21 protein-coding genes are annotated in these 25,971 nt (G+C 71.3%); 16 read left to right on the plus strand and 5 right to left on the minus strand.

Features of this window, described 5'->3' with window-relative positions:
* Genes QNA09_RS08255 through QNA09_RS08280 form a run of 6 tightly spaced genes read left to right on the plus strand, consistent with a single transcriptional unit; the run spans position 1 to position 7,960 of the window.
* The gene (locus QNA09_RS08255) at positions 1-480 is read left to right on the plus strand and encodes a (2Fe-2S)-binding protein (protein ID WP_003936856.1); all 480 of its coding nucleotides are present in this window, start codon (positions 1-3) and stop codon (positions 478-480) included.
* Positions 477-2,873, plus strand: coding sequence for an aerobic carbon-monoxide dehydrogenase large subunit (locus tag QNA09_RS08260; protein ID WP_248957558.1), 2,397 nt, complete (start codon positions 477-479; stop codon positions 2,871-2,873). The genes QNA09_RS08255 and QNA09_RS08260 overlap by 4 nt, the downstream gene beginning before the upstream one ends.
* 28 nt (positions 2,874-2,901) lie before the next feature.
* Complete coding sequence (locus QNA09_RS08265; protein WP_248957559.1) at positions 2,902-3,789, plus strand: XdhC family protein; 888 nt, start codon at positions 2,902-2,904, stop codon at positions 3,787-3,789.
* A gap of 25 nt (positions 3,790-3,814) precedes the next feature.
* On the plus strand, positions 3,815-4,684 hold the full coding sequence (locus QNA09_RS08270; protein ID WP_010596385.1) for a MoxR family ATPase: 870 nt from the start codon (positions 3,815-3,817) through the stop codon (positions 4,682-4,684).
* A complete protein-coding gene (locus tag QNA09_RS08275; RefSeq protein ID WP_010596386.1) occupies positions 4,681-5,895 on the plus strand; it encodes a VWA domain-containing protein in 1,215 nt (404 codons plus the stop codon). The genes QNA09_RS08270 and QNA09_RS08275 overlap by 4 nt, the downstream gene beginning before the upstream one ends.
* Before the next feature lie 31 nt (positions 5,896-5,926).
* On the plus strand, positions 5,927-7,960 hold the full coding sequence (locus tag QNA09_RS08280; RefSeq protein ID WP_017681990.1) for a cytochrome c oxidase assembly protein: 2,034 nt from the start codon (positions 5,927-5,929) through the stop codon (positions 7,958-7,960).
* Here QNA09_RS08280 and QNA09_RS08285 read toward each other — a convergent pair.
* Positions 7,957-8,814 carry a tryptophan-rich sensory protein gene (locus QNA09_RS08285; RefSeq protein WP_017681991.1) on the minus strand — a complete coding sequence of 286 codons (858 nt, stop codon included), beginning with the start codon at positions 8,812-8,814 and terminating at the stop codon, positions 7,957-7,959. The two genes, QNA09_RS08280 and QNA09_RS08285, sit on opposite strands and share 4 nt — an antisense overlap.
* A 114-nt stretch (positions 8,815-8,928) precedes the next feature.
* On the opposite strand from QNA09_RS08285, the gene QNA09_RS08290 reads away from it, so the two are divergent.
* Positions 8,929-10,056: a S9 family peptidase gene (locus QNA09_RS08290; RefSeq protein WP_010596389.1), complete on the plus strand. Its 1,128-nt coding sequence runs from the start codon at positions 8,929-8,931 to the stop codon at positions 10,054-10,056.
* A 256-nt stretch (positions 10,057-10,312) separates the two neighbouring features.
* Here QNA09_RS08290 and QNA09_RS08295 read toward each other — a convergent pair whose 3' ends face one another.
* Together QNA09_RS08295 and QNA09_RS08300 are read right to left on the minus strand one after the other, a co-directional pair.
* Positions 10,313-10,858: a DUF2716 domain-containing protein gene (locus QNA09_RS08295; protein WP_010596390.1), complete on the minus strand. Its 546-nt coding sequence runs from the start codon at positions 10,856-10,858 to the stop codon at positions 10,313-10,315.
* A gap of 79 nt (positions 10,859-10,937) precedes the next feature.
* Positions 10,938-11,294: a hypothetical protein gene (locus tag QNA09_RS08300; RefSeq protein WP_010596391.1), complete on the minus strand. Its 357-nt coding sequence runs from the start codon at positions 11,292-11,294 to the stop codon at positions 10,938-10,940.
* A gap of 224 nt (positions 11,295-11,518) precedes the next feature.
* On the opposite strand from QNA09_RS08300, the gene QNA09_RS08305 reads away from it, so the two are divergent.
* The 8 genes from QNA09_RS08305 (at position 11,519) to QNA09_RS08340 (ending at position 23,052) form a co-directional block, all read left to right on the plus strand.
* Positions 11,519-12,409 (plus strand): SRPBCC family protein, encoded by an 891-nt coding sequence (locus QNA09_RS08305; protein WP_010596392.1) that lies wholly within the window; start codon positions 11,519-11,521, stop codon positions 12,407-12,409.
* Positions 12,410-12,487: 78 nt separating this feature from the next.
* Entirely contained in the window at positions 12,488-13,570 is a 1,083-nt protein-coding gene (locus QNA09_RS08310) for a S9 family peptidase (RefSeq protein WP_203011673.1), read from the plus strand.
* A gap of 79 nt (positions 13,571-13,649) precedes the next feature.
* Positions 13,650-14,786, plus strand: coding sequence for a lipase family protein (locus tag QNA09_RS08315; RefSeq protein WP_010596394.1), 1,137 nt, complete (start codon positions 13,650-13,652; stop codon positions 14,784-14,786).
* Positions 14,787-14,866: 80 nt separating this feature from the next.
* Complete coding sequence (gene ettA / locus QNA09_RS08320) at positions 14,867-16,540, plus strand: energy-dependent translational throttle protein EttA (RefSeq protein ID WP_017681995.1); 1,674 nt, start codon at positions 14,867-14,869, stop codon at positions 16,538-16,540.
* The gene (locus tag QNA09_RS08325) at positions 16,533-16,943 is read left to right on the plus strand and encodes a thioesterase family protein (protein WP_010596396.1); all 411 of its coding nucleotides are present in this window, start codon (positions 16,533-16,535) and stop codon (positions 16,941-16,943) included. Before ettA ends, QNA09_RS08325 begins: the two co-directional genes overlap by 8 nt.
* A gap of 108 nt (positions 16,944-17,051) precedes the next feature.
* On the plus strand, positions 17,052-21,869 hold the full coding sequence (locus tag QNA09_RS08330) for an NAD-glutamate dehydrogenase (protein ID WP_238424148.1): 4,818 nt from the start codon (positions 17,052-17,054) through the stop codon (positions 21,867-21,869).
* A gap of 51 nt (positions 21,870-21,920) precedes the next feature.
* Positions 21,921-22,355, plus strand: coding sequence for a thioesterase family protein (locus QNA09_RS08335; protein WP_010596399.1), 435 nt, complete (start codon positions 21,921-21,923; stop codon positions 22,353-22,355).
* Entirely contained in the window at positions 22,348-23,052 is a 705-nt protein-coding gene (locus QNA09_RS08340) for a hypothetical protein (RefSeq protein ID WP_010596400.1), read from the plus strand. The genes QNA09_RS08335 and QNA09_RS08340 overlap by 8 nt, the downstream gene beginning before the upstream one ends.
* 47 nt (positions 23,053-23,099) lie before the next feature.
* On the opposite strand, the gene QNA09_RS08345 is transcribed toward QNA09_RS08340, so the two are convergent.
* The gene (locus QNA09_RS08345; protein WP_017681997.1) at positions 23,100-24,689 is read right to left on the minus strand and encodes a glycoside hydrolase family 13 protein; all 1,590 of its coding nucleotides are present in this window, start codon (positions 24,687-24,689) and stop codon (positions 23,100-23,102) included.
* Between the two features lie 64 nt (positions 24,690-24,753).
* Positions 24,754-25,146: a globin gene (locus tag QNA09_RS08350; RefSeq protein ID WP_010596403.1), complete on the minus strand. Its 393-nt coding sequence runs from the start codon at positions 25,144-25,146 to the stop codon at positions 24,754-24,756.
* Between the two features lie 174 nt (positions 25,147-25,320).
* Between QNA09_RS08350 and QNA09_RS08355 the strand changes: the two genes are divergently transcribed.
* Positions 25,321-25,944, plus strand: coding sequence for an HNH endonuclease (locus QNA09_RS08355; protein ID WP_010596404.1), 624 nt, complete (start codon positions 25,321-25,323; stop codon positions 25,942-25,944).
* Positions 25,945-25,971 lie beyond the last annotated feature (27 nt).

Raw genomic sequence — 25,971 nt, forward strand, 5'->3', positions numbered from 1 at the left:
ATGCGTGTTTCGATGACCGTCAACGGAGACGAGGTCAGTGCCGAGGTGGAACCGCGGCTGCTGCTCGTCCACTTCCTGCGCGATCACCTCGGCCTGACCGGCACGCACTGGGGCTGCGACACCAGCAACTGCGGCACCTGCGTCGTCGCGGTCGACGGCGAGCCCGTCAAGTCGTGCACCATGCTCGCTGCCATGGCGAGCGGCCACGACGTGCGCACCGTCGAGGGACTCGAGCGCGACGGCGTGCTCGACCCCGTCCAGGAGGGCTTCATGCGCTGCCACGGGCTGCAGTGCGGCTTCTGCACCCCCGGCATGATGATCACCGCCCGCGCCCTGCTCGACCGCAACCCGGACCCCGACGAGCAGACCATCCGCGAGGCGATCTCCGGGCAGATCTGCCGCTGTACCGGCTACACCACCATCGTGCGGTCCGTCCGCTGGGCCGCCGAACACCCCGCCACCGAGAAGGCGCCGTCATGACCGCCGTCGACCCGACCCCCGAGCTGCTCGACACCGTCGACAACGACGAGAAGCCGTGCGGCCACGGCCGCATGCTGCGCAAGGAGGACCCGCGATTCATCCGCGGCCACGGCCGCTTCGTCGACGACGTGCAACTACCCGGCATGCTGCACCTGGCGATCCTGCGCTCCCCGGTCGCGCACGCGAAGATCCTCGGCATCGACACCAGCGCCGCGCAGGCCCACCCGAAGGTGCGGGCCGTCGTCACCGGCGCCGACCTCGCGGACAAGGGCCTGGCCTGGATGCCGACCCTGTCCAACGACGTCCAGGCCGTCCTCGCCACCGACAAGGTCCGCTTCCAGGGCCAGGAGGTCGCCTTCGTCGTCGCCGAGGACCGGTACTCCGCCCGCGACGCCCTCGAACTCATCGACGTCGAGTACGACATCCTCGATCCGGTCGTCGACGTCCGTCGTGCCCTCGCACCTGAGGCCCCGGTGATCCGCACCGACCTCGAGGGCAAGACCGACAACCACTGCTTCGACTGGGAGACCGGGGACGCCGCCGCCACCGAAGCCGCGTTCGCGAAGGCCGACGTGATCACCCGGCAGGAGATGGTCTATCCCCGGGTGCACCCGGCGCCGATGGAAACCTGCGGTGCCGTGGCCGACTACGACCGGATCACCGGCAAGCTCACGCTGTGGTCGACGAGCCAGGCGCCGCACGCCCACCGCACCCTCTACGCCCTCGTCGCGGGTCTGCCCGAACACAAGATCCGGGTGATCGCCCCGGACATCGGCGGCGGGTTCGGCAACAAGGTGCCCATCTATCCCGGGTACGTCTGCGCGATCGTCGCGTCCCTCGTCACGGGCAAGCCGGTCAAGTGGATGGAGGACCGCAGCGAGAACCTGGTGAGCACCGGCTTCGCCCGCGACTACGTGATGGTCGGTGAGATCGCAGCGACCCGCGAGGGGAAGATCCTCGCGATCCGCACCCAGGTCCTCGCGGACCACGGCGCGTTCAACGGCACCGCCGCCCCGGTGAAGTACCCGGCCGGCTTCTTCGGGGTGTTCACCGGCAGCTACGACATCGAGGCCGCCTACTGCCACATGACCGCCGTCTACACCAACAAGGCGCCCGGCGGCGTGGCCTACGCGTGCTCGTTCCGCATCACCGAGGCCGTCTACCTCGTCGAGCGGCTCGTGGACTGCCTGGCCTACGATCTCGAGCTCGATCCGGTGCAGCTGCGGCTGCAGAACCTGCTGCGGCCCGAACAGTTTCCGTACACCAGCAAGACCGGATGGAAGTACGACTCCGGCGACTACGCGACCACCCTGCGCAAGGCGGCGGAGATGGTCGGGTACGAGGAGTTGCGCCGCGAGCAGGCCGAGCGCCGCGCGCGGGGCGAACTGATGGGCATCGGCGTGGCGTTCTTCACCGAGGCCGTCGGTGCCGGCCCCCGCAAGGACATGGACATCCTCGGTCTCGGCATGGCCGACGGCTGCGAGCTGCGCGTGCACCCCACCGGCAAGGCGGTGGTGCGGCTGTCCGTGCAGACCCAGGGCCAGGGGCACGAGACGACGTTCGCGCAGATCGTCGCCGAGGAACTCGGCATCCCACCCGAGGACATCGACGTCGTGCACGGCGACACCGACAACACCCCGTTCGGTCTCGGCACCTACGGCAGCCGGTCCACCCCGGTCTCCGGCGCGGCCGCCGCCCTCGTCGCGCGCAAGGTCCGCGACAAGGCCCGGATCATCGCCTCCGGCATGCTCGAGGTGTCCGTCGCCGACCTCGACTGGACCAAGGGCTCCTTCCACGTCAAGGGCGATCCGACCGCGTCGGTGACCATCCAGGACATCGCGATGCGGGCGCACGGCGCGGGCGATCTGCCCGAGGGTGTCGAGGGCGGACTCGAGGCCCAGATCTGCTACAACCCCGAGAACCTCACCTACCCGTACGGGGCGTACTTCTGCGTCGTCGACGTCGACCCCGGCACGGGTGAGGTGACGGTCCGCCGATTCCTCGCCGTCGACGACTGCGGCACCCGCATCAACCCGATGATCATCGAGGGCCAGGTCCACGGCGGACTCGTCGACGGCATCGGGATGGCGCTGATGGAGATGATCGAGTTCGACGAGGACGGCAACTGCCTCGGCGGCTCGCTCATGGACTACCTCATCCCCACGGCCATGGAGGTGCCGCACTTCGAGACCGGGTTCACCGTCACCCCGTCGCCGCACCACCCGATCGGCGCCAAGGGCATCGGCGAGTCCGCGACCGTCGGCTCGCCGCCCGCCGTGGTCAACGCCGTCGTCGATGCCCTGCGCCCCTTCGGGGTGCGGCACGCCGACATGCCGCTGACCCCGTCCCGGGTGTGGGAGGCGATGCAGGGCCGGACCACCCCGCCGATCTGACCCACCGGCCCGAACCAGGGAGAGCCGTATGGACCTGACGATGCGTGCCGCGGAACTGACCCGCCGGCGCCGGGCGTTCGTCCGTGCCACCGTGGTGCGCGCCCAGCGGCCGACGTCCGCGCGGCCCGGCGACTGCGCGCTGGTACTCGACGACGGCACGATCGAAGGCTTCGTCGGTGGCCAGTGCACCGAGACCTCGGTGCGGGACGCCGCGCGACAGGCCCTGACCACGGGGGAGAGCACCCTGCTGCGGGTCCTGCCCGGCACCGCGCAGACCTTCCCCGACACCCCGGGGGCCACCGTCGCGGTCAATCCGTGCCTGTCGGGCGGTGCGACGGAGATCTTCCTCGAGCCGCAGCTACCCGCCCCGATGCTCGTCGTGTCGGGGTCGACGCCGGTGGCCGAGGCCGTCGCGGACTTCGCCGCGCGGCTCGACTTCGTGGTCGACCGCCTCGAGCCGGGCGCCACGCCCGCCGCCGACGCCGCGGCCGTCGTCGTCGCGAGCCTCGGTGGCGAGGAGCCGGGCGTCATCCGGGCCGCCCTCGACGCCGGGATCGGCTACGTCGGGCTCGTCGCCAGCCGGCGGCGCGGCGCCGACGTGCTCGCGCAGGCCGAGGTGCGCCCCGACGAACGAGCGCGCGTGCACACCCCCGCGGGTCTCGACATCGGGGCGCGCACCGCCGCGGAGATCGGGCTGTCGATCGTCGCCGAACTGGTGCAGGCGGTCCGCCGCGAGAATCTCGGGTCGCCCACCGCGCCGATCGCGGCCCCGCACACCGCGGTGGACCCCGTGTGCGGGATGACCGTCACCGTCACCGCCGACACGCCGCATCTGTCCGACGCCGGCACCGATGTGTGGTTCTGCTGCCCGGGATGCCGCCGCGCCTACCAGAAGGAACACGCCACGTGTTCGTGACGGGACCGGCTCCGGGAGCCGGCCGATGAGCGTGTTCGCCGACGTCGACGACGTCGTCCGCCGGTTCGACGACCGGGACTACCTGCTCGACGAGGGCACCGCCACCGCCCTGTATCTCGCGGTGGAACTCGGCCGGCCGCTGCTGCTCGAGGGCGAACCCGGCGTCGGCAAGACCACCGCCGCCAAGGCCCTCGCCGCCGCCGTGGGCACCGAGCTGATCCGGTTGCAGTGCTACGAGGGTCTCGCCGCGAGCGAGGCCCTCTACGACTGGAACTACCAGCGGCAGCTGCTCGCGATCCGGCTCGCGGAAACCCGCGGCGAGACGCTGCGCGAGGCCGACCTCTACACCGAGGAGTTCCTGCTCGAACGGCCGGTGCTGCGCTGCGTGCGCCACCGCGGGCCCACCGTCCCGGTGCTGCTCATCGACGAGATCGACCGGGCCGACGACGAATTCGAGGCGCTGCTGCTCGAGTTCCTCGGCGAGTACTCGGTCACGATCCCCGAACTCGGCACCCTCGCCGCCGCTCGGCCCCCGATCGTCGTGCTCACCTCCAACCGCAGCCGCGACCTGCACGACGCGCTGCGCCGGCGCTGCCTGTACCACTGGATCGACTATCCGGACCGGCACCGCGCCGTGGCGATCCTGCGCCGCACCGTCCCCGCCGCGAACCTCGCGCTGGTCGAATCGGCCGCCGACTTCGTCGCCTCCGTGCGCCGGCTGGACCTGGACAAGGCGCCGGGCATCGCCGAGACCATCGACTGGGTGTCCGCACTCGTGGCGCTCGGAGTGGCGGATCTGGTCCACCCGGGCGCGGTGGCGACACTGACCGCGCTCGCCAAGACCCCCGACGACCGGACCACCATCCGCGCCGAATACGAGGAGTTCCGCGCGTGAGCAGCGCGCTGCTGCTGCGCGGCGTCGACCTCGCCGCGTTCACCGTGGCGCTCACCGACCGGTTGCGCCGCGCCGGCGTGCCCGTCGCCGCGACCGCCACCGCGACCCTGGTGCGGGCACTGCGCCTGCACCCGCCGCGCACCCGCAGTCGCCTGTACTGGACGGCGCGGATCGCCCTCGTCGACCGGCAGGACGCGCTCGAGGCATTCGACGCCGTCTTCGCCGAGGTCTTCGACCAGCAGGCGCTCGCCGTCGACCCGCACGCCCGGCGCACCGGACCCGACGGGGCGACGGGCGCGGGGGAGACCACCGTGCCGGCGCCGCACGCGCCGCCGGGGGCGCCGCAGTCCGGTGTGCCGTGGCACACCGGCGCCCCGCGTCGATCCGGCGGACCCGGCGAGACGGGCCGGCCCGGGCCATGGGCGCCGAGCCCCGTCGAGATCGTCGCCGACCAACCGTTCGGCGACCTCCGGCCCGAGGACCTGCGCCTGCTGGGGCAGTGGCTCGAGCAGGCCCGGGTGCGCTGGCCGCGGCGCCTCGGCCGCCGCCGCACGCCGCACCACCACGGCCGCCTCGACGTGCGGGCCACCCTCGCCGCCTCCCGGCACACCGGGTTCGAGCTGATCCGTCTGTGCCGGGCGCGGCCGATCCGCCGGCCGCGCCGGATCGTGGTGCTGTGCGACGTGAGCCGGTCCATGCACGGCTACGCCGACACCTACCTGCACCTGATGCGGGCCGCGGTGCGCGCCGGCGACGCCGAGGTGTTCGCGTTCTCCACGAGCCTGACCCGGCTCACCGCGACCCTGGCGCACCGCTCCGCCGAGCACGCCGTCGCCCGCGCCAACGACACGGTCGTCGACCGCTACGGCGGCACCCACATCGCCGGGAGCCTCGAGGCGTTGCTCGCCTCCCACCACGGCAACCTGCTGCGCGGCGCCGTCGTGTTCGTCGCCTCCGACGGGTGGGACAGCGACGATCCGCAGGCGCTCGGCCGGGCCGTCGCGCGGATCCGTCGCCGCGCCCACCGGCTGGTGTGGCTGAACCCGCGGGCCGGCCGGCCCGGCTACCGTCCCGAGACGGGGCCCATGGCGGCAGCGCTGCCGCACTGCGACGCTCTGCACGCGGCCGACACCCTCGACGCCCTGCGCGTGGTGTTCGATCTCGACCCGGTCGCCGGGTGGGTGGCGCACGTCTCCGACGGTGCGTCGTAGCGGCGCTCGCCGAGGTCCTACCCTGGTACCTATGGCATCACCCGAGCTCGCGTCGGCCGCGCCGACCTCCTCGCCGCCGGCCGGGCGGCGCAACACGTCGGCACTGTACGTCCTCCTCGGGCTCGTCGCCGCGGTCGTCGCGCCGATCGTGGTCGGTCTGTCCGCCGCGCAGGCGCTGGTGCTGCTGGGCATCCCGGACCCGGGACCGCTCACCACCTACGGACTGCCCGCGGTGCGCGCGATCGCGGAGGTCGCGGCCGTCGCCGCGGTCGGATCGTTGTTCTTCGCCGCGTTCCTGGTGCCGCCGCAGCGCAGCGGGGTGCTGGACGTGGGCGGCTACCGGGCCGTGCGGACCGCGGGCGCCGCCGCCCTGATCTGGGCGTTGTGCTCGGCGGTGCTGGTGCCGCTGACCCTGTCCGACACCTCCGGGCAGCCGCTGGCCGAGGCGCTGAAGCCGGAGAACCTGTGGGGCGCGATCGGGCAGGTCGACACGGCGCTCGCGTGGGCGTGGACGTCGGCGCTCGCCCTGATCCTGGCGGTGCTGATCCGCGCCGCGGTGCGCTGGTCGTGGGTGCCGTACCTGCTGCTGCTGTCGCTGGTGACCCTGATGCCGCTGGCCCTGACCGGGCACTCGTCGTCGGGCGGGTCGCACGACATGGCCACCAACAGTCTCGTGCTGCACCTGGTCGCGGCGTCGGTGTGGGCGGGCGGGTTGTTCGCCCTGCTCGCCCACGGGTGGCGCCGCGGCACGCACACCGACCTCGCGGCCCGCCGGTTCTCGTTCGTCGCCGGGCTGGCGTTCGCGGTGATGGCCCTGAGCGGGGTCGTCAACGCCGCGGTCCGGCTGCCCGCGGACGAGCTGCTCACCAGCACCTACGGCCGGCTGATCGTGGCCAAGGCGCTGGCACTGATCGCCCTGGGTGTCCTCGGGTGGATGCAGCGGCGCCGTGCGCTGCCCGCGCTCGAGGCGAACCCCGACGATCGGGGCGCGCTCGTCCGGTTCGCGGCCGTCGAGGCCGTCATCCTGGCCGCCACGGTCGGCCTGGCCGTCGGGCTGGGCCGCACCCCGCCGCCCCCGCCCGCGACGGTGCCGTCGCTGCTCGAGGTGGAGCTGGGCTACAACCTGGACGGCCCCCCGACACTCGGCACCCTCTTCTTCGGGGCGTGGCGCTTCGACCTGATCTTCGGCACGATCGCCCTCGTCCTCGCGGTCGCCTACGCGATCGGGCTGTGGACGCTGCGCCGGCGCGGCGACAGCTGGCCCGTCGGCCGGTCGATCGCCTGGTTCTCCGGCTGCTTCGTGCTGCTGGTCGCCACGTCGTCGGGCGTGGGCATGTACTCGCCGGCGATGTTCAGCGTCCACATGGGCGCCCACATGGCGATGTCGATGCTGGCGCCCGTGCTGCTCGCCCTCGGCGGGGCGATGACCCTGGCGCTGCGGGCCTTCAAACCGGCGGGCCGCGACGGCTACCCCGGCCCGCGGGAATGGCTCCTCGCGTTCCTGCACAGCCCGCCGTCGCGGTTCTTCACCCATCCGGTCGTCGCGTCGGTGATGTTCGTCGGCGGCTTCTACGCGTTGTACCTGGGTGGGATCTTCGAGGCCAACGCCGACAGCCATGCCGCGCACGTGCTGATGAACCTGCACTTCCTGATCAGCGGCTACCTGTTCTACTGGGTCGTGATCGGCGTGGACCCGTCGCCGCGGGACGTGACGCCGGTGACGAAGCTGGCGATGGTGTTCGGCTCCCTGCCGTTCCACGCGTTCTTCGGCGTGACGTTGATGAGCATGGGCTCGGTGATGGCGGAGTCCTACTATCGCGGGCTCGGCCTGGCCTGGAACAGCGACCTGTTCGCCGATCAGAAGGTGGGGGGCAGTATCGCCTGGTCGGCGGGGGAGATCCCGCTGGTGCTGGTCATGCTGGCGCTGCTGGTGCAGTGGTCGCGCAGCGACGAGCGCACCGCGCGACGGGTGGACCGCGCCGCCGAGCGCGACGACGACGCCGATCTCGCCGCCCACAACGCGATGTTCGCCGAGCTGGCGCGGCGGGACCACGAGGGCCACTAGGTTCGCCGGCGCCGCGCGGTGTCGGTGCGCCGCCGCCGCGCGGCCTCGGTGCGCAGCCGCACGATCACCGCGGACAGCACCGCCACGGCCGCCGCGCCGCCCGCCGCGACGGCGGCCGGGACTGAGGTGAATCCGGTGTCGCCGCTGCGGGCCACCGCGATCCACACCAGGCCCCACGCCATGGCCGCGGCGACGGCGAGCCGCCCGTGCCCGGCGATGGCCAGGAGCACCGACACCGCGGCGACCGCGACCAGGACGATCACCGCCCAGGCGTCGGCGCCCAGCGAGAACGGGTCGACGTCCGCGGCGCGCAGCGCCGCCGCCGTGTTCGCGACGGTGGCCACCGCGACCCAGCCCAGGTACAGGAACATCGTGCCGTCCACGACGACCGCTTCCACGCGGGACGACGGCGCGGTGCGGGTCAGGCCGAGGAAGATCCGGACCAGCACGGCCAGCAGCGCGACGATGACCGCGACGCTGAGCGCGAGCAGTTCGAGCTGCACGACGAGGATCCACGCGGCGTTGAGCAGCATCGACGCGGCGATCCACCAGCCGAGCGCCCGCTGGCGGGGGTCGGCGTGGTGCGCGGGCAGCGCCTGCCACACCGCGAGCGCCAGCAGACCCGCGTAGATCACCGACCAGATCGCGAATGCCGGACCGCCCGGCGCCACCGCCGTCGCATCGGCGGAGAGCGCCCCGTCGGCCACCTCGGAGATCGGTGTGCCCACCACGGCCCCGGAACCGAGGAAGGACAGAGCGACCGCGGCGATCGCCGACACGGCGACGCCTGCGACGCGGAGCCGATCGGCGGCGGTGGCCTGTGGGGTCGTCGAGCTCGCCGGGAAAGTCGTCATGCCTCGGAAGATGCCCGGCGTCACCGTGCCCGAAACGTCCTGTCCGGCTGGGCGCCGCTGCTAGGTTTGAGCGCCTGTAGGTTCGAGCGCCTGCACCGACGACGGGAGGACACGATGAGGGGAATCGGGTGGCGGCTGCGGGCGCTCGCGTGCATCGGGGCCGTGGCGGCCGGGCTGGTCGTGCCCGCGACGGCCGGCGCGCAACCCGGGCCCGGCACGGTGGTCGCGGTCGAGTCACTGCCCGGTGAGCTGTCGGTGCCGGGAGCGGCCACGGCCGAGCGACTGGCCTTCCGCACCCAGTGGCGATCGGGTGCGTCGACGACCGCCTCGGGTGTCCTGTACCTGCCTCCGGGTCAGGCGCCCGAGGGTGGCTGGCCGGTCGTGTCGTGGGCCCACGGCACCGTCGGCGTCGGCGACGACTGCGCCCCGTCGCGCAACCCGCGCACCGACCGCGACCGGGCATATCTCGGACACTGGCTGTCCCGGGGCTACGCCGTGGTCGCCTCCGACTATCCCGGCCTGGGCAGCGACGGGCTCCACACCTACCTCGACGGGCCGAGTGCCGCGAACAGCGTCGTCGACGTCGTCCGGGCCGCCCGCGCCGCCGAGCCGTCGCTGTCGAACCGGTGGATCGTGATCGGCCAGTCGCAGGGCGGCCACGCGGCCCTGCACACCGCGCTCCTGGCGACGTCGCGGGCCCCCGAACTCGACTTCCGCGGCATGATCGCCACCGGCGCGCCGTCGAACCTCGAGACGCTGTTCCCGTTCGGCGGTCCCGGCTTTCCGGATCTGGGCCTCGACGGCACCACCGTGTTCCTGTCCTACGTCCTGGCCGGTCTGCGAGTCGCACGGCCCGACGTGGACGTGAACAGCTACCTCACCCCGGTCGGACGGGACGTGGTCGACGACGCGGAGCGGCTCTGCTACGCCGAACTCAGCGACCGCGTCGACGGCATCGGAGTGGGGGAAATCCTCGCCCGCCCGCTCGGCGACGACCGCATGCGCGCGGCCCTCGCCGACTACATGGGAGTGCCCACCCGTGGCTACGACCGGCCGCTGTTCCTCGGCCAGGGATTGCGCGATCAGGTCGTGCCGGCGCCGCTGTCGTTCAAGCTCGTCGCCGACCTGTGGTCCGGGGGTACAAACGTCGACTACCGCACCTACCCCAACGGGCATTCCGAGACCATGTTCGACGCACTGCCGGCCACCACGCCGTTCGCGGCGACCCTGTTCGGCGGGTAGAGCCGCTGTTCGTGCGGGGCCCGGTGATTGTCGAGGCTGCTGCGGGTCGACGCGTCAGCTGACGCGGGCGCAGGGCCGCAAGATGTTCGACCTGCACGAGGCCGGCGCGAAGACTGTGGTCGCCGGCGGATCGGCCCAGTCAGCCGAATCCGGCGACGATGAGGGTGTCGCCTTCTCGACAGGTGGCGAGGGCTTCGCACAGTCCGGGCCGATGTCGTGGCCCCGTCCCGCGGTGCGCGAGTGGTGTGCTGTTGTGTTACAGGGCGTCGGGTCGACGGCCGTCGATCCGTATGACAGGCAGCCACGTCGCGAGGGTCCGGCCCAATGAACCGACAGGACGTTCGCCGAACACGCACAGGGTCTGCTCCCACGGGTGTCCGAACGTGCCCTCGCTGAGGTCGTCGCGCAGAAAGAGGTGGTAGTCGCCGTTGGGGTAGACCGGAACCCGCCACTCGGTGTCCGGGGTGGCGGCATGCACGGCCGTATCGAGCCGATAGCAGGTGTGCTGCCAGTCCAGCACCACGAACATCGGGTCCTCGGGGAAATCGGAGACGAAACAACGTAACGCTTCGGCGTTGATCGCATCGAAGCGGCTCTGCCACGCGCCTGCGATGTCGGCAGGCGCGGTGAGATCGAACGTGATCGACGGTGTCGGTTCTGCCATCGCCGGCCAATCCGACTCGGTAAGACCAGGCCGGAACCTGAACCGGTCGGTGAACTGATCCCAGTACCGGTTCTGGTCGTCGAGTGTGGTCCAGCCCGGGGGCAACGGGCTACCGAAGTCGAGTGTGTGTCTCATCATGGCGCGTCTCCTCGTAACCGGTACCGCCGCGCCCACAGCGATACCTCTGTTGCTGTGCGGGACCATCACAAGGGCGGGGTCACACGTGGCGTCGCCGCCAGGTCCACACGCACAAGGCAATTCCCACGAGTGATATCGCAGGTAGTACCCATCTCCACCGACGCAATGTCATGAACCGCTGGTACTGCTCGTTCGACAGGAACTGCAAACCCGGCTGATTCACGGTGGGCGGATCCCACCAGTAACTGCCCGAGCCGGTCAGCACCTGAGGCCATGCGAAGACACTCACCGCAGCCGCGATGACGATGCAGGTCGCCGGGAATGCCACCCAGAACCACGGAAACCCGGAAGCGCGTTCCACCCGGTCTCGCTGTCGCACCACCACGCCCGCCACCAGCCCCATCAGCGCCAGAACTCCGAACACCAACCATGCCATGCGCTCGGACGATACGGCCCTTCCGCTGGAAGGTCGGGAAACCAACGTACGGAGTGCTGTTCGAAGATCGTCGAACAGCACAGCAGCCTGGGCCCACGGAGCGGTGACATCGAGACCACAACCGGCCGATCCCGAGCTCCGGGTGGCCGGCGGAGCGTAGCGTGCGAAACGTGTGATCCGGCGGCCGTAATTCGGTGACAGTCAGGACGGAAGGGATCGGACCGATGGCGAAGATGAGCCGCACCACCACGATCGAGGCGCCCGTGGCGGAGGTGTTCGAGTTCGCGAAGGACGTCGGGAAGTTGTGGGTCTGCTTTCCCGACTGCGCAGTGAGGGACGTCGACCTCACCCCGGACGGGGTCGGGACGAGTGCCGAGTGGTTCGAGAAGCTGCTGGGCCTGCACCTGAAAGGACGCGTGGAGTACACCGAGGTCGTCCCCGGCGAGCGCATCGTGGCCCGATCCAGCATGGGACCGGTCTGGACCTTCACGTTCGCGCCGCAGGACGGCGCGACGAGCCTGACCTTGGACTGCGAATGGACACTCGACGTTCCGGTCGTCGGGGTGCCCGTCGAGGAGTTGATGTTCAAGTTGAGCGGGGGTGACATCGAACGGATGCTCGCGACCGTGAAGGCACGGGTCGAGGGTGCCCGGACTCCGGCCGCGCCGCCGAGCGCGCGTGCGGCGCAGAGCATCACGATCGATGCCCCCGTCGAGAAGGTGTTCGGGTTCGCGCGCGACATCGGGAAGCTGTGGTCCGCTCACCCGAACATGGCGGTCCGGGAGGTCCACTCGACCCCGGACGGTGTCGGGTCGAGCGCCCAGTGGTTCGGAGGACTCCGGGGCCTGCATTTCGAGGATCACGTCGAGTTCGTCGAGGTCGTCCCCGACGAACGCATCGTCGTCCGGTCGACGCCCCGGGCGGGCATCGAGTTCCTGTGGACGCTCACGCTTGCGCCCGCCGACGGCGGCACCGAGGTGACGCTGGCAGGAACCTCGCATGTCGCCGTCCTCGTCGCCGACGTCCCCCTCGGCGATCATCTCCCGAAATGGACCGAGAGCAGCATGCAGCAGATGCCGGCCCACCTGAAGACCCGGATCGAGCGTGTGGGCTGACCCGAGCCGGTCGCGCCGGGTGCCGGATCGCACCGTCGCAGCGGCCGGCACGCCGTCCCCGACCGCGCGTCGTCGGCCGTGTTGTTCCCGTCCGGGCTGTGCCCGGCCGTCGCGGTCGCCGAACCGGTGCCCGGGGCGGTGATGTCCGTGGAACCGCTGCCGGCCGAGCTGTCCGTGCCGGGCGCTGCGGTCGCGGAGCGGCTCACCTACCGCACCCAGTGGCGCTCCGGTGCCGCCGCCGTCGACACCGGGGTGCTGTTCCTGCCGCCGGGCCCGACACCCGAGGGTGGCCGTCCGGTGGTGTCGTGGGCCCACGGCACCGTCGGTCTCGGCGACGACTGTGCCCCGTCGCGCAACCCACGCGTCGACCGGGAACAGCGGTATCTCGCGCACTGGCTGTCGCAGGGCTACGCCGTGGTGGCCGCCGACTACCCCGGACTCGGCACCGACGGCCTGCACACATATCTCGACGGGCCCACGGCCGCGAACAGCGTGATCGACATCGTGCGGGCGGCGCGCGCAGTGGAGCCGTCCCTGTCGCCCCGCTGGGTCGTCGTCGGTCAGTCGCAGGGCGGGCACGCGGCGCTGCACACCGCGCACCGGGCCACGGCGCGCGCGCCGGAGCTCGACTTCCGCGGCGCGGTCGCCACCGGTGCGCCGTCCAACCTCGAGCTGCTGTTCCCGTTCGGTGTGCCCGGCTTCCCCGACCTCGACCTCGACGGGCTCGTCTCGTTCAGCGCGTACATCATGGCCGGTCTGCGGACGGCCCGTCCCGACGTCGATGTGAACAGCTACCTCACGCCCGTCGGACGCGAACTCGTCGATGCCGCCGAGCGCCTCTGCTACAGCGAGCTCGAGGACCGCGCCGCCGGTGTGGCCGTCGGGCAGCTGTTGTCCCGGCCGCTCGGTGACGACCGGATGCGCGCCACGCTCGCGGACTACCTCGGCGTCCCGGCCCGCGGTTACGACCGGCCCCTGTTCCTGGGCCAGGGCCTGGAGGACCGGATGGTGCCGGCCCCGTTGTCGTTCAAGCTCGTCGCCGACCTGTGGGCCGGCGGCGCCGACGTCGACTACCGCACCTATCCGGCCGACCACTTCGCCACCCTCTTCGAGGCCCTCCCCGACACCACGAGGTTCGTCACCGCCCGATTCGTCCGGTAACGCCGGACGGTCGGGGACCGACGTGCGAGGTGGTGCCTGCCGACGACCGGCACGCGCGTCGGACGAGCGGAGGACTTTCATGGGCCGGACCAGGCGGTGGCGATGGGCGCTGTGTGCGGTCGGTGCGGTGCTGGCGGGCGGGCTCACTCCGCCCGTCGCCGGGGCCGAACCCGCAGCCGCCGACCCCGGCGCGATCGTCTCGGTCGAACCGTTGCCACCCGAACTGTCGGTGTCCGGCGCCGCGGTCGCCCAGCGGCTCACGTACCGCACCGAGTGGCGCTCCGGTGCGCCGGCCGTCGGCACCGGAGTGCTGTTCGTGCCTCCGGGCCCGGCCCCGGAGGGCGGCCGGCCGGTGATCTCCTACGCCCACGGCACCGTCGGCATCGGCGACGACTGCGCACCGTCGCGGAATCCGCGCGCCGACGTCGAGCGCGCGTACCTCGAACACTGGCTAGCCCAGGGGTACGCCGTCGTGGCGGCCGACTACCCGGGACTGGGCACCGACGGCGTCCACACCTACCTCGACGGCCAGAGCGCCGCCAACAGCGTCGTCGACATCGTGCGCGCGGGCCGTGCCGCCGAGCCGTCGCTGTCGCCGCGGTGGGTCGTCGTCGGCCAGTCGCAGGGCGGGCACGCCGCGCTGCACACCGCACACCGGGCCTCGTTGCGGGCGCCGGAACTCGACTTCCGCGGCACGGTCACCACCGGGGCGCCGTCCAACCTCGAGCGGCTGTTCCCCTTCGGCGGGCCCGGATTCCCCGATCCGGGTTTCGAAGGTCTGGTCGCGTTCAGCTCCTACATCTTCGCCGGACTCCGCGCCGCCCATCCCGACCTGGACGTGAACAGCTACCTGACCCCCACCGGGCGGGAGTTCGTCGATGCGGCCGAACGACTCTGCTACAACGAGCTCGACGCGCTCGCCAGCGACGTCCGGGTCGGCGACCTCGCGGCGCGGCCCCTGTCCGAAGGCCCCTTTCCCGCCGTGTTCACCGACTACCTCGGCGTCCCGACCAGCGGGTACGACCGCCCCATGTTCCTCGCCCAGGGCATCCACGACACGATGGTCCCCGCGCCGTTGTCGGCCGGGCTCGCAGCCGACCTGCTGGCGGCGGGTGCCGACATCGACTATCGGGTGTACGTCGCCGGCCACAACACGACCATGACCCGTTCCCTGCCCGACACCACCCCGTTCGTGGCGCGGCTGTTCGCCTCGTAGCCGGGCCGCTTCCGGGTCTTACCGACCGGGCCGATCGTCCGGGATGTGGTGTCCGCGGGTCGGCCCGATACGCTGGACCTATGGCGGAGTTCATTTACACGATGAAGAAGGTGCGCAAGGCGCACGGTGACAAGGTCATTCTCGACGACGTCACCATGAGCTTCTACCCGGGTGCCAAGATCGGTGTGGTCGGACCGAACGGCGCGGGCAAGTCGTCCATCCTCAAGATCATGGCCGGGCTGGACCAGCCCAGCAACGGGGAGGCCTTCCTCGATCCCGAAGCCTCCGTCGGCATCCTCCTGCAGGAACCGCCGCTCAACGAGGACAAGACCGTCCGCGGCAACGTGGAGGAGGGTCTCGGCGAGATCAAGGTCAAGCTCGACCGGTTCAACGAGATCGCCGAGCTGATGGCGACCGACTACTCCGACGAGCTCATGGAGGAGATGGGCAAGCTCCAGGAGGAACTCGACCACGCCAACGCCTGGGACATCGACTCGCAGCTCGAGCAGGCGATGGACGCCCTGCGCTGCCCGCCGCCGGACGAGCCGGTCACCCACCTGTCGGGCGGTGAGCGCCGCCGCGTCGCCCTGTGCAAGCTGCTGCTGAGCAAGCCCGACCTGCTGCTGCTCGACGAGCCCACCAACCACCTCGACGCCGAGTCGGTGCTGTGGCTCGAGCAGTTCCTCGCGAGCTACCCCGGTGCCGTCCTCGCCGTCACCCACGACCGGTACTTCCTCGACCACGTCGCGCAGTGGATCTGTGAGGTCGACCGCGGCAAGCTGCACCCGTACGAGGGCAACTACTCCACCTACCTGGAGAAGAAGGCCGAGCGCCTCGAGGTGCAGGGCAAGAAGGACCAGAAGCTGCAGAAGCGCCTGCGCGAGGAGCTCGAGTGGGTCCGGTCCGGGGCCAAGGCCCGCCAGACCAAGAACAAGGCCCGTCTGGCCCGCTACGAGGAGATGGCCGCCGAGGCCGAGAAGTTCCGCAAGCTGGACTTCGAGGAGATCCAGATCCCGACGCCGCCGCGCCTGGGCGACGTCGTGGTCGAGGTCGACCACCTCGACAAGGGGTTCGAAGGCCGCGTGCTGATCAAGGACCTGTCCTTCACGCTGCCGCGCAACGGCATCGTCGGCGTGATCGGCCCCAACGGCGTCGGCAAGACCACCCTGTTCAAGACCATCGTCGGCCTCGAGAAGCCGGACTCCGGCACCGTGAGGGTCGGCGACACCGTCAAGCTGAGCTACGTCGACCAGTCCCGCGCGAACATCGACCCGAACAAGACGGTCTGGGAGGTCGTGTCCGACGGGCTCGACTACATCGAGGTCGGCCAGAACGAGATGCCCTCACGGGCGTACGTCAGCGCCTTCGGCTTCAAGGGACCGGATCAGCAGAAGAAGGCCGAGGTGCTCTCCGGTGGCGAGCGCAACCGCCTCAACCTGGCGCTGACCCTCAAGGAGGGCGGCAATCTGATCCTGCTCGACGAGCCGACCAACGACCTCGACGTCGAAACCCTCAGCTCGCTCGAGAACGCGCTGCAGAAGTTCCCCGGCTGTGCCGTCGTGATCTCCCACGACCGCTGGTTCCTCGACCGCACCTGCACCCACATCCTCGCGTGGGAGGGCAACGTCGAGGAGGGCAAGTGGTTCTGGTTCGAGGGCAACTTCGAGTCGTACGAGGCCAACAAGGTCGAGCGGCTCGGAGCGGAGGCGGCGCGTCCGCACCGCGTCACCCACCGGAAGCTCACCCGTGACTGAGCGGAAGACCTTCACCTGCACGCTGGAGGTGCGCTGGGCCGACTCCGACCGCCTCGGGCACGTCAACAACACGAAGTTCGTGGAGTACATGCAGGAAGCCCGGATCAAGTTCCTGCAGAGCGGCCCGTTCGCGCGCGGCGCCGTGGTGGTGCGGAAGATGGACGTGGAGTTCCTGCGTCCGCTCAAGGACGACTCCGGTCCGATCACCGTCGCCATCTCGGTACTGCATGTGGGCAACAGCTCGTACACCCTGCGGCACGTGATCACCGATGTGCAGGGCCACCCGTGCGGCTCCGGGGACGCGGTGCTCGTCGGGTTCGACCCGCGCACGGAGACCGCCCGGCCGCTGTCCGCCGAGGAGCGGGCGGTTCTCGAGGAGTACGTCGCCGCCCCGGTCGCCTGACCGCCCGGCGCGGGATTCCCCCCTCACACCCGGCGCCGCGGATAGGCTCGCACCAGAGCCTGTCCGCGGCGCTGCCGGTTTCCGGCCGCGAATGAGGGAGTGAGCACCATGGCCGAGTCCGCCCCACCCCACGGGGTTTCGCCGAACCGGCAGCTCGCGGCATCCGCTCTCGAGGACAGCTACCGGCGCTACGCGGACACCGTCGACGCCCCCGAGCGCGCCCTGGCCGCTCACCTGGACCTCGGCCGGCAGCGGCACGAGGCCGAGGTCCTGACCCGCGTCTACCGGCCCGGCGACCGATGGGACATCGGTGCCGCCCTGCAGATCGTCACCGACGACATGCCCCTGCTCGTCGAATCCGTCATCGCGCTGCTGACCCGGCTCGGCGTCGCCATCCGCGAACTTGTCCATCCCGTCGTGTCCGTCCGGCGCGACGAGGACGGCGGCCTGCGCGAGATGGTGGCCGACACGACGCCCCCGTCCGGCTTCGTCACCGAGTCGTGGATACACGTCCAGTTGCATCCGGCCACCGCCGAGGCCGCCCTCGACGCGGTCGGCACCGAGATCGGGGGCGTGCTCGCCGACGTCCGGCAGGTCGGCGCGGACACCGCCGAAATGCTCGTCCGGGAACGCGATCTCGCCACCGAACTCGACGCGCTCGCCGAGAACCCGCCGCCGCGGCGCGCCGCGGAGGATCTGCGGGAGACGGCGGCGCTGCTGCGCTGGTTCGCGCGGGGCAACTACACCGTCCTCGGCTATCGGCGCTACGACGTCGTCGCCGACGCCTCGGGAACGCGCCATGCCCGCGCCGTGCCGGGCAGCGGACTCGGGGTGCTGCGCTCCGACCTGGCCGCCGACGACGTGATCGACATGTCGGCAACGGTCGAGGCCGCCGACCGCCCGCTGCTGGTGCTCACCCAGGCGTCCCTGCCTGCCACGGTGCACCGCTCGGTGTACCCGTACTTCGTGGGAGTCGCCGTTCTCGACTCCGACGGCCGGGTCGTCGGCGAGCACCGGTTCCTCGGTGTGCTCGCCGTGACCGCGCTGCACGAGAACGTGCTCGACATTCCGGTGCTGGCCCGGCGGGTACGAGAGGTGGTGGCCCGCGCCGGCGTGGAACTGTCGTCGTTCACCGGACAGGCCATGCTCGAGGTGCTGCAGGCGCTGCCCCGGGTGGAACTGTTCTCCGCCGACACCGAGACCCTCCACGAGACCGTCACCGCGGTCGTCGCGATGCGCCGGCAACTGCGGCTGTTCGTGCGGGTCGATCCCTACGGCCGCTTCGTCTCGTGCCTGATCTACCTGCCCCGTGACCGCTACAACACCCGCGTGCGGGTCGCGATGCAGCAGATCCTGCTGCGCGAGTACGGCGGAGGTGCCATCCACTACACCGCCCGGGTCACCGAGGGCGATCTGGCGTTGCTGCACGTGACCATCCGGACGCCGCCGGGCCAGGCCCTGCCGCGGATCGACACCTCCGAGGACAATCGGCTGCGCATCCAGGCCCTGCTCGCCGAGGCCAGCCGCAGCTGGGACGATCACCTCGCCGACCTGGCCGCCACCGACCACACCGTCGATCCCGTGCTCGTGCAGCGGTACGCGGAGGTGCTGCCCGACGGCTACAAGGAGGACTTCGACGCAGACCGGGCGCTGGCCGACATCGCCCGTCTCGAGGCGCTGCGGGACGGCAGCATCGACCTGCTGCTGTACCGGCGGCCCGGCGCCGACCCACGGCGTTGGCGTTTCACGCTCTACATCGGAAGTGAGGGCATCACCCTCAGCCAGGTGCTGCCGGTGCTGCAGAGCCTCGGCGTCGAGGTACTCGACGAGCGGCCGTACCAGATCATCCGCGCCGACCGGATGAGCTGCTGGATCTACGATTTCGGACTGGTCCTGCCCGTCGACCTCGAACCCGACCCGAAGGTGACCACCCGCTTCACCGCGGCGTTCGCCGCCGTGTGGCACGGACTGTCGGAACCGGACCGGTTCAACGAACTGGTCCTGCGGGCCGGAATGGGCTGGCGGCAGGCCATGATGCTGCGCGCCTACGCCAAGTACCTGCGGCAGGCCGGCTTCCCCTACAGCCAGTACCACATCGAAGGAGTCCTGCTCGCCGACCCGGCCACCACCGCGCTGCTCGCGGAGCTGTTCGAGGCGATGTTCGACCCGGACGAGGCGTCCGCCGACCGCGAGCAGGACACCACCGCCGAACTGGCCGGCCGGATCGACGCCGTCGTCGGTCTCGACGCCGACCGGATCCTGCGCGGCCTCTTCGGCCTGATCCGGGCGACGTTGCGTACCAACTACTTCGTGTCGGGCGACGACGGGGCCCTCCCGCCCGCACGCGCCGACGCCGCACCCGCCCGGGCCCTGTCGTTCAAACTCGACCCGACCCGCATCGACGAGTTGCCCCAGCCGCGACCGAAGTTCGAGGTGTTCGTCTACGCCCCCGACGTCGAGGGTGTGCACATGCGTTTCGGGGCGGTCGCCCGCGGTGGCCTGCGCTGGTCGGACCGGCGGGAGGACTTCCGCACCGAGATCCTCGGTCTCGCGAAAGCGCAGGCCGTGAAGAACGCCGTCATCGTCCCCGTCGGCGCCAAGGGAGGCTTCGTGGTCAAGCGTCCGGTCTCGCCGACCGGCGATGCGGCCGCCGACCGACAGGCGGTCCGCGCGCAGGGCGAGGCCTGCTACCGGCGGTTCATCGCCGGTCTGCTCGACGTCACCGACAACCTCGACCGCGCGCGGGGTGTGGCCGTGCCGCCGCCGCGGGTCGTCCGCCGCGACGGCGACGACACCTACCTCGTGGTCGCCGCCGACAAGGGCACCGCCACCTTCTCCGACCTCGCCAACGAGGTCGCCCGCGAGTACGGGTTCTGGCTCGGCGACGCCTTCGCCTCCGGCGGCTCCGCCGGCTACGACCACAAGGCGATGGGCATCACCGCCCGCGGAGCCTGGGAGAGCGTCAAGCGGCACTTCCGTGAACTGGGCGTCGACACCCAGAGCGAGGACTTCACCGTCGCCGGCATCGGCGACATGAGCGGCGACGTGTTCGGCAACGGAATGCTCCTGAGCACGCACATCCGGTTGGTGGCCGCGTTCGACCATCGGCACATCTTCCTCGATCCCGATCCGGAGCCCGCCGCTTCGTACGCCGAGCGGCGCCGCCTGTACGAGCTGCCCCGTTCGTCGTGGGCCGACTACGACACGGACCTGATAAGCACCGGCGGCGGGGTATGGGAGCGCTCCCTCAAGTCCGTCCCCCTCAGCGCCGAGGTGCGGAGCGTGCTCGGACTCGACAACGACGTCACCGAGCTCTCGCCCCCCGAACTGATCCGCGCGATCCTGCGCGCCCCGGTGGACCTGCTGTGGAACGGTGGCATCGGCACGTACGTCAAGGCCGCTCCCGAAACCGACGCCGACGTGGGCGACAAGAGCAACGACGCGGTCCGCGTCAACGGCGGCACCCTCCGCGCCCGGGTGGTGGGGGAGGGCGGCAACCTCGGCGTCACCCAGCGCGGCCGCATCGAGTACGCCCGGGCCGGCGGCAAGATCAACACCGACGCGATCGACAACTCCGCCGGGGTCGACTGCTCCGACCACGAGGTCAACATCAAGATCCTGCTCGACTCGATGGTCACCGCCGGCGCGCTCGCCGCCGCCGACCGCAATCCGCTGCTCGAATCCATGACCGACGAGGTCGGGCGAATCGTCCTCGAGGACAACATTTCCCAGAACAACCTGCTCGGCTACTCCCGCACCGGCGCCCCCACGATGCTCGCGGTGCACCAGCGGCTGATCGCCGATCTCGTCGCCGAGCGCGGGATCGACCGGTCCCTCGAGGCGCTGCCCGGCGACGCCGAGATCGAGCGGCGCCGCCTCGAAGGTGAGGGACTCACCTCGCCGGAGCTGTCCACCCTGCTCGCCCACGTCAAACTCGCCCTCGCCGACGACCTGCTCGACACCGACCTGCCCGACAGCGAGACCTTCGCCGGACGGCTACCCGGCTATTTCCCGAGGCAACTGCGCGAACCCTTCCGCGCCGGCATCCGGTCCCACCCCCTGCGCCGGCAGATCGTCGCGACCATCCTCGCCAACGAGACCGTCGACAACGGCGGGATCAGCTACGTCTACCGGCTCTCCGAGGAGGCCGGCGCATCGAGCACCGACGCCATCCGCGCCTACGCCGCCGTCACCGAGATCTTCGACCTGCCCGGCGTGTGGGCCCGTATCCGCTCCGCCGACACGACCACGGCCGTCGCCGACGACCTGCTGCTCGAATCGCACCGCGTCCTCGACCGGGCGTCGCGGTGGCTGCTGTCGAACCGGCCGCAACCTCTGGCCGTCGGCGCCGAGATCAGCCGGTACCGGGCGATGTTCGCGCGGCTCGCCCCCCGCGTGGGGGAGTGGATGCAGGGTCACCACGTGCAGGACCTGAAGGAGCGCGCCGAGCCGCTGCTCGCGCGCGGCGCCCCCGAGGAGTTGACGTGGGACGTGTTCCGCCTCCTCGACCAGTTCCCGCTGCTGGACGTGATCGACATCGCCGACATCGCCGAACGGGACGAGGCCGAGGTCGCCGAGCTGTACTACGCGATGGACGCGCACATGGGGATCGACTGGCTGCTCTCGGCGGTGACGTCCCTCGAACGCGGCGACCGCTGGCACTCGCTGGCGCGGCTCGCCCTGCGCGACGAGCTGTACGGGTCGCTGCGCACGCTCACCCTCGACGTGCTCGCCACGGCCGAACCCGGCGAGAGCACCCGCGAGATGATCGAGGACTGGGAGCTGACCAACGGCTCGCGGCTCGGCCGCGCGAGGTCGGCGCTCGAGGAGATCTTCCTGTCTGGAAACCTGGACCTCGCGACGCTGTCCGTGGCGGCGCGTCAGGTCAGGAGCATGGTGCGCGCCGGCGCACCCGACAGGAGGTAGACAGTTGAAGCACGCCGGGGCCGACCACCGTGGAGCCGTGGGGACCGCGCAGTGAGCGACGCGACCGAACAGTTCGGCTTCCACACCGCGGTGGAGGTCCGCTGGTCCGACATGGACGCGTTCCAGCACATCAACCACGCGCGCATGGTCACCCTCCTCGAGGAGGCCCGCATCCCGTGGTTGTTCGCCGACGGCCGGCCCACCGTGAACCTGCGGGAAGGCGCCGTGATCGCCGACCTGCACGTGCGGTACCGCGGCCAGTTGCGGCACGAGGACAGCCCCCTGGACGTGCTGATGTGGATCGAGCGGGTGCGGGCGGTCGACTTCACCATCGGCTACGAGGTCCGGCCCGGTGGTGCGCCGGCCGACGCCACGGCCTCCGTCGTCGCCTCGACCCAGATCGCGGCGTTCGACATCGGAACCCAGCGGCTGCGCCGGCTCACCGATCCCGAACGCGAGTACCTGCAACGGTGGCGTCGTGACTGACGCCGTCGGAGCGGCCGGGACGGCACCCGAACGGTGGTTGCAGATCCCGGACCCCGTCGACCGCGCCGACCTCGTCGCGTTCCTCACCCGTGCGGTCCGTCTCGACGAGGCCGCCGTGGTGCGGCTGCGGCAACGGCGCGACGGCCTCCTCTCGGCCTGGGTGAACACCGGATTCGATGCCCTCGCCGTCCGGGTGCTGCGCGGCACGGTCGCCCCGCCGGACACGACCGTCGCCGCGGACGGGCTGCGCGCGATCCTCGTCGCCGCCGGCGACGACGGGGTGGATCCCGGGTGGGCGATGGACTCGGTGTGGCGCGGCGCGCTGCCCCCGGAAACCGGGTACGTCCACCTCGACGACGTTCCCGCCCGCATTCTCGTCGACCTCGCGCAGCGCGGCGTCGCGCTCAGCCGCGAGCAGGGACAGGGACCGCCGTCGTCGCTGCTCGCGCAGGAGGTGCTCGAGGTCGCCGGCGGGGGAGAGCGGGCCGGGGTGCCGATGCGGCTGGTGTTCGCGCTCAACGCGATGGGGTTCGTGCCCACCGGCGGCGCCCGCGCGACGGCGGAGATCGACCTGGACCGGATCGATCCGGCCGAGGTGGTGCGCGTGCGGGCGACGGCGACGTGGCTGCGGCTCGACGCCCGCTACGGATCGGTCTACCTCCGTCGCGGGGGCGGTCTCGGCCTCAGCGTGCGCTGACGCCGCCGGCACCAGGGTGAGTGGCCCGGTCGGCGTGCAGTGTGCCGTCAGATCAGCCACGCCGCGCAGTTGCCGCGCAGCTGTCCGTCCACGAGCGGAGCGCTGGACAGGATCACCGTGCCCGGCGGCATCTCCACCGGGTGCTCGGTGGTGTTGAGGGCGCAGATCAGCCCCCCGGGCCGGCGGAAGGCCAGGCATCCGGGTGGGCTGCCGTACCACTCCACGTCGGGGCCGTCGAACTCCGGCCGTCGCCGTCGCGCCTCGAGCGCCGCCCGGTACAGCGACAGGGTGGACGAGACATCCTCGAGTTGCGCCTCGACGGTCAGCTCGGACCACTCGTCCGGTTGCGGCAGCCACGTCTGTGCTGCGGTGGTGAAGCCGAACGGCGGCCGGGCGCCCTCCCACGGCATCGGCACCCGGCACCCGTCCCGGCCGCGGTCGGTGTGCCCCGACCGCTCCCACACCGGGTCCTGCAGCACCTCCTCGGGCAGGTCGTCGACGTTGGGCAGACCGAGTTCGGCACCGTTGTAGAGGAAGGCCGCGCCGGGCAGTGCCAGCTCGACGAGGATCATCGCCCGCGCGCGGTCGCGCCCGAGCGGCCCGCCGCCGTAGCGGGTCACCTCACGCTCGATGTCGTGATTGGACAGCGTCCACGTCGCGACCCCACCGATGGGTGCGACCGCGGCGAGCGACGTGTCGATCGCCTCCCGGATCCGGGCGGCGTCCCAGCTCGCGAGTGCCAGATGGAAGTTGAATGCCAGGTGCAGTTCGTCGGGGCGCAGGTACTCCGAGAACAGCACATGGTCGTGCACCCAGATCTCGCCGACGGCCACCGCGTCCGGGTACTCGTCGAGCACCGTGCGGATCCGGCGGTGGATGTCGTGGACCTCGGCGTTGTTGAAGCGGGGATCGTCGTCGAAGTGCCGCAGCAGCCGGTTCTGTTCCCAGTGGTCGAAGTCGGGCAGCCCGCCGGGTTTGGCCATGCCGTGCGCGACGTCGATGCGGAAGCCGTCGACGCCGCGGTCGAGCCAGAAGCGCAGGGTCTTCTCCAGGTCCTCGAACACCTCGTCGTTGCGCCAGTTCAGGTCCGGCTGCTCCGGCGCGAACAGGTGCAGGTACCACTGGCCGGGCGCGCCGTCGGGGTCGGTGACGCGGGACCATGCGGGGCCGCCGAACACACTCGGCCAGTTGTTCGGCGGCAGGTCGCCGTTCGGCCCGCGTCCGTCCCGGAAGTGGTAGCGGGCCCGCGCGGGGCTGCCGGGCGCGGCGGCCAGGGCCTCCCGGAACCAGGGATGTTCGGAGCTCGTGTGGTTGGGGACCAGGTCCATCACGACACGGATCCGGCGCGCGTGCGCGGCCTCGATCAGGGCGTCGAGGGCGGCCAGGTCGCCGAACAGGGGGTCGACGTCGCGCGGATCGGACACGTCGTAGCCGTGGTCGGCCATCGGGGAGCGCATCACCGGGTTCAGCCAGATCGCGTCGACTCCCAGCAGCTCCAGGTATCCGAGCTTGTCGCGGATCCCGTCGAGGTCGCCGACGCCGTCTCCGTCGGAGTCGGCGAACGAGCGGGGGTACACCTGGTAGAAGACGGCGTCCGCCCACCAGCGTTGTTCAGGGGTGCCGGGGGGAGTGCTCACAGCCACCCATAGTGCCAAACCGACAGGTGGGCCACGACTCGAATGTCGCCGCCCCGGCCCGTCGTCAGATCGGCGAGTTCATCATCGAGTCCGCCGCCATCTCCATGTACGCGATCAACTGGCTGCGGTGCGCGTCGTCGAGCGTCTGCGAATCGATCGAGGCGATGGCGGTGTGCATGCAGCGCAACCAGGCGTCGCGTTCGAGCGGACCGATCCGGAACGGGTGGTGGCGCATCCGCAGCCGCGGGTGCCCGCGCTCGTCCGAGTAGGTGCGCGGTCCGCCCCAGTACTGCTCGAGGAACATCCGCATGCGACGTTCCGCGGGCCCGAGGTCCTCCTCGGGGTACAGCGGGCGGACGATCTCGTCCTTGGCCACTTCCTCGTAGAACCGCGCCGTGAGCTTGTGGAAGGTCTCGGCGCCGCCGACCGCGTCGTAGAAGGTCTGCTCGTCACTCATGGGTTCTGCTCACCGTTCCTCTCGCTCGTCCATTGTGCCGGTTCGGTGGGGACGCGCCCGAGCCGCATGTCGCCGGTACCGGATGTTCACCTCCGCGACCCGGAAAGTCCGCAGAATCGGGGTGCGACGTGCGTAGATCCGTGGTCAACTTGTGAGCAGTCTTCCGGAGGTCGTATGAAGCACCGACGCAGCGCACATCGACAACTCCCGCCCGCCGACGCCCCCACCGGGGCGCCGGGGGCCAACTCCCTGTGTGTCGTACGCGACGACGCCGTCCCGGATTGGGTCAAACGCCGCGTACTTCTGCTCAATGCCACCTACGAGCCGCTCACCGCGTTGCCCGCCCGTCGTGCGGTCGTGCTCATGGCCGGCGGCAAGGCCGACACCGTGCACGACGACCCGCTCGGCCCGTTGGTGCGCTCCGCGGAGTGGGCCGTGCAGATCCCGTGGGTGATCCGCCTGCGGACCTTCGTGCACGTGCCGTACCACGCGCGGGTGCCGATGACGCGTGCCGCGCTCATGCACCGCGACCGGAATCGGTGCGCCTACTGCGGCGCCAAGGCCGAGACCATCGACCACGTGGTGCCACGCAGCCGCGGTGGGGAACACTCGTGGGAGAACTGTGTGGCGTGCTGCGCGTCGTGCAATCACCGCAAGGCCGACAAGCTGCTCAGCGAACTCGGCTGGACGCTGCGCGCCGCGCTCGTGCCCCCCAAGGGCAGGCACTGGCGGCTGCTGGCGACGCTGCCGGAGTTGCATCCGACCTGGTTGCCGTACCTCGGCGAGGGCGCGGCCTGACCGACGTCGCCGCAAGTCGGGGCAAGC

Origin of the sequence: Rhodococcus sp. AH-ZY2 (assembly GCF_030916465.1) — a bacterium.
Taxonomy (GTDB): Bacteria; Actinomycetota; Actinomycetes; order Mycobacteriales; family Mycobacteriaceae; genus Rhodococcus; species Rhodococcus ruber.

What these genes read in the sequence shown, in the direction of transcription:
- QNA09_RS08305 (WP_010596392.1), top strand. Translation starts at nt 11,519, where the DNA reads ATGGCGAAGATGAGCCGCACCACCACGATCGAGGCGCCCGTGGCGGAG.
- QNA09_RS08355 (WP_010596404.1), top strand. Translation starts at nt 25,321, where the DNA reads ATGAAGCACCGACGCAGCGCACATCGACAACTCCCGCCCGCCGACGCC.
- QNA09_RS08300 (WP_010596391.1), bottom strand. Translation starts at nt 11,294, where the DNA reads ATGGCATGGTTGGTGTTCGGAGTTCTGGCGCTGATGGGGCTGGTGGCG.
- QNA09_RS08315 (WP_010596394.1), top strand. Translation starts at nt 13,650, where the DNA reads ATGGGCCGGACCAGGCGGTGGCGATGGGCGCTGTGTGCGGTCGGTGCG.
- QNA09_RS08260 (WP_248957558.1), top strand. Translation starts at nt 477, where the DNA reads ATGACCGCCGTCGACCCGACCCCCGAGCTGCTCGACACCGTCGACAAC.
- QNA09_RS08295 (WP_010596390.1), bottom strand. Translation starts at nt 10,858, where the DNA reads ATGATGAGACACACACTCGACTTCGGTAGCCCGTTGCCCCCGGGCTGG.
- ettA (WP_017681995.1), top strand. Translation starts at nt 14,867, where the DNA reads ATGGCGGAGTTCATTTACACGATGAAGAAGGTGCGCAAGGCGCACGGT.
- QNA09_RS08255 (WP_003936856.1), top strand. Translation starts at nt 1, where the DNA reads ATGCGTGTTTCGATGACCGTCAACGGAGACGAGGTCAGTGCCGAGGTG.
- QNA09_RS08290 (WP_010596389.1), top strand. Translation starts at nt 8,929, where the DNA reads ATGAGGGGAATCGGGTGGCGGCTGCGGGCGCTCGCGTGCATCGGGGCC.
- QNA09_RS08265 (WP_248957559.1), top strand. Translation starts at nt 2,902, where the DNA reads ATGGACCTGACGATGCGTGCCGCGGAACTGACCCGCCGGCGCCGGGCG.
- QNA09_RS08270 (WP_010596385.1), top strand. Translation starts at nt 3,815, where the DNA reads ATGAGCGTGTTCGCCGACGTCGACGACGTCGTCCGCCGGTTCGACGAC.
- QNA09_RS08330 (WP_238424148.1), top strand. Translation starts at nt 17,052, where the DNA reads ATGGCCGAGTCCGCCCCACCCCACGGGGTTTCGCCGAACCGGCAGCTC.
- QNA09_RS08280 (WP_017681990.1), top strand. Translation starts at nt 5,927, where the DNA reads ATGGCATCACCCGAGCTCGCGTCGGCCGCGCCGACCTCCTCGCCGCCG.
- QNA09_RS08350 (WP_010596403.1), bottom strand. Translation starts at nt 25,146, where the DNA reads ATGAGTGACGAGCAGACCTTCTACGACGCGGTCGGCGGCGCCGAGACC.
- QNA09_RS08285 (WP_017681991.1), bottom strand. Translation starts at nt 8,814, where the DNA reads ATGACGACTTTCCCGGCGAGCTCGACGACCCCACAGGCCACCGCCGCC.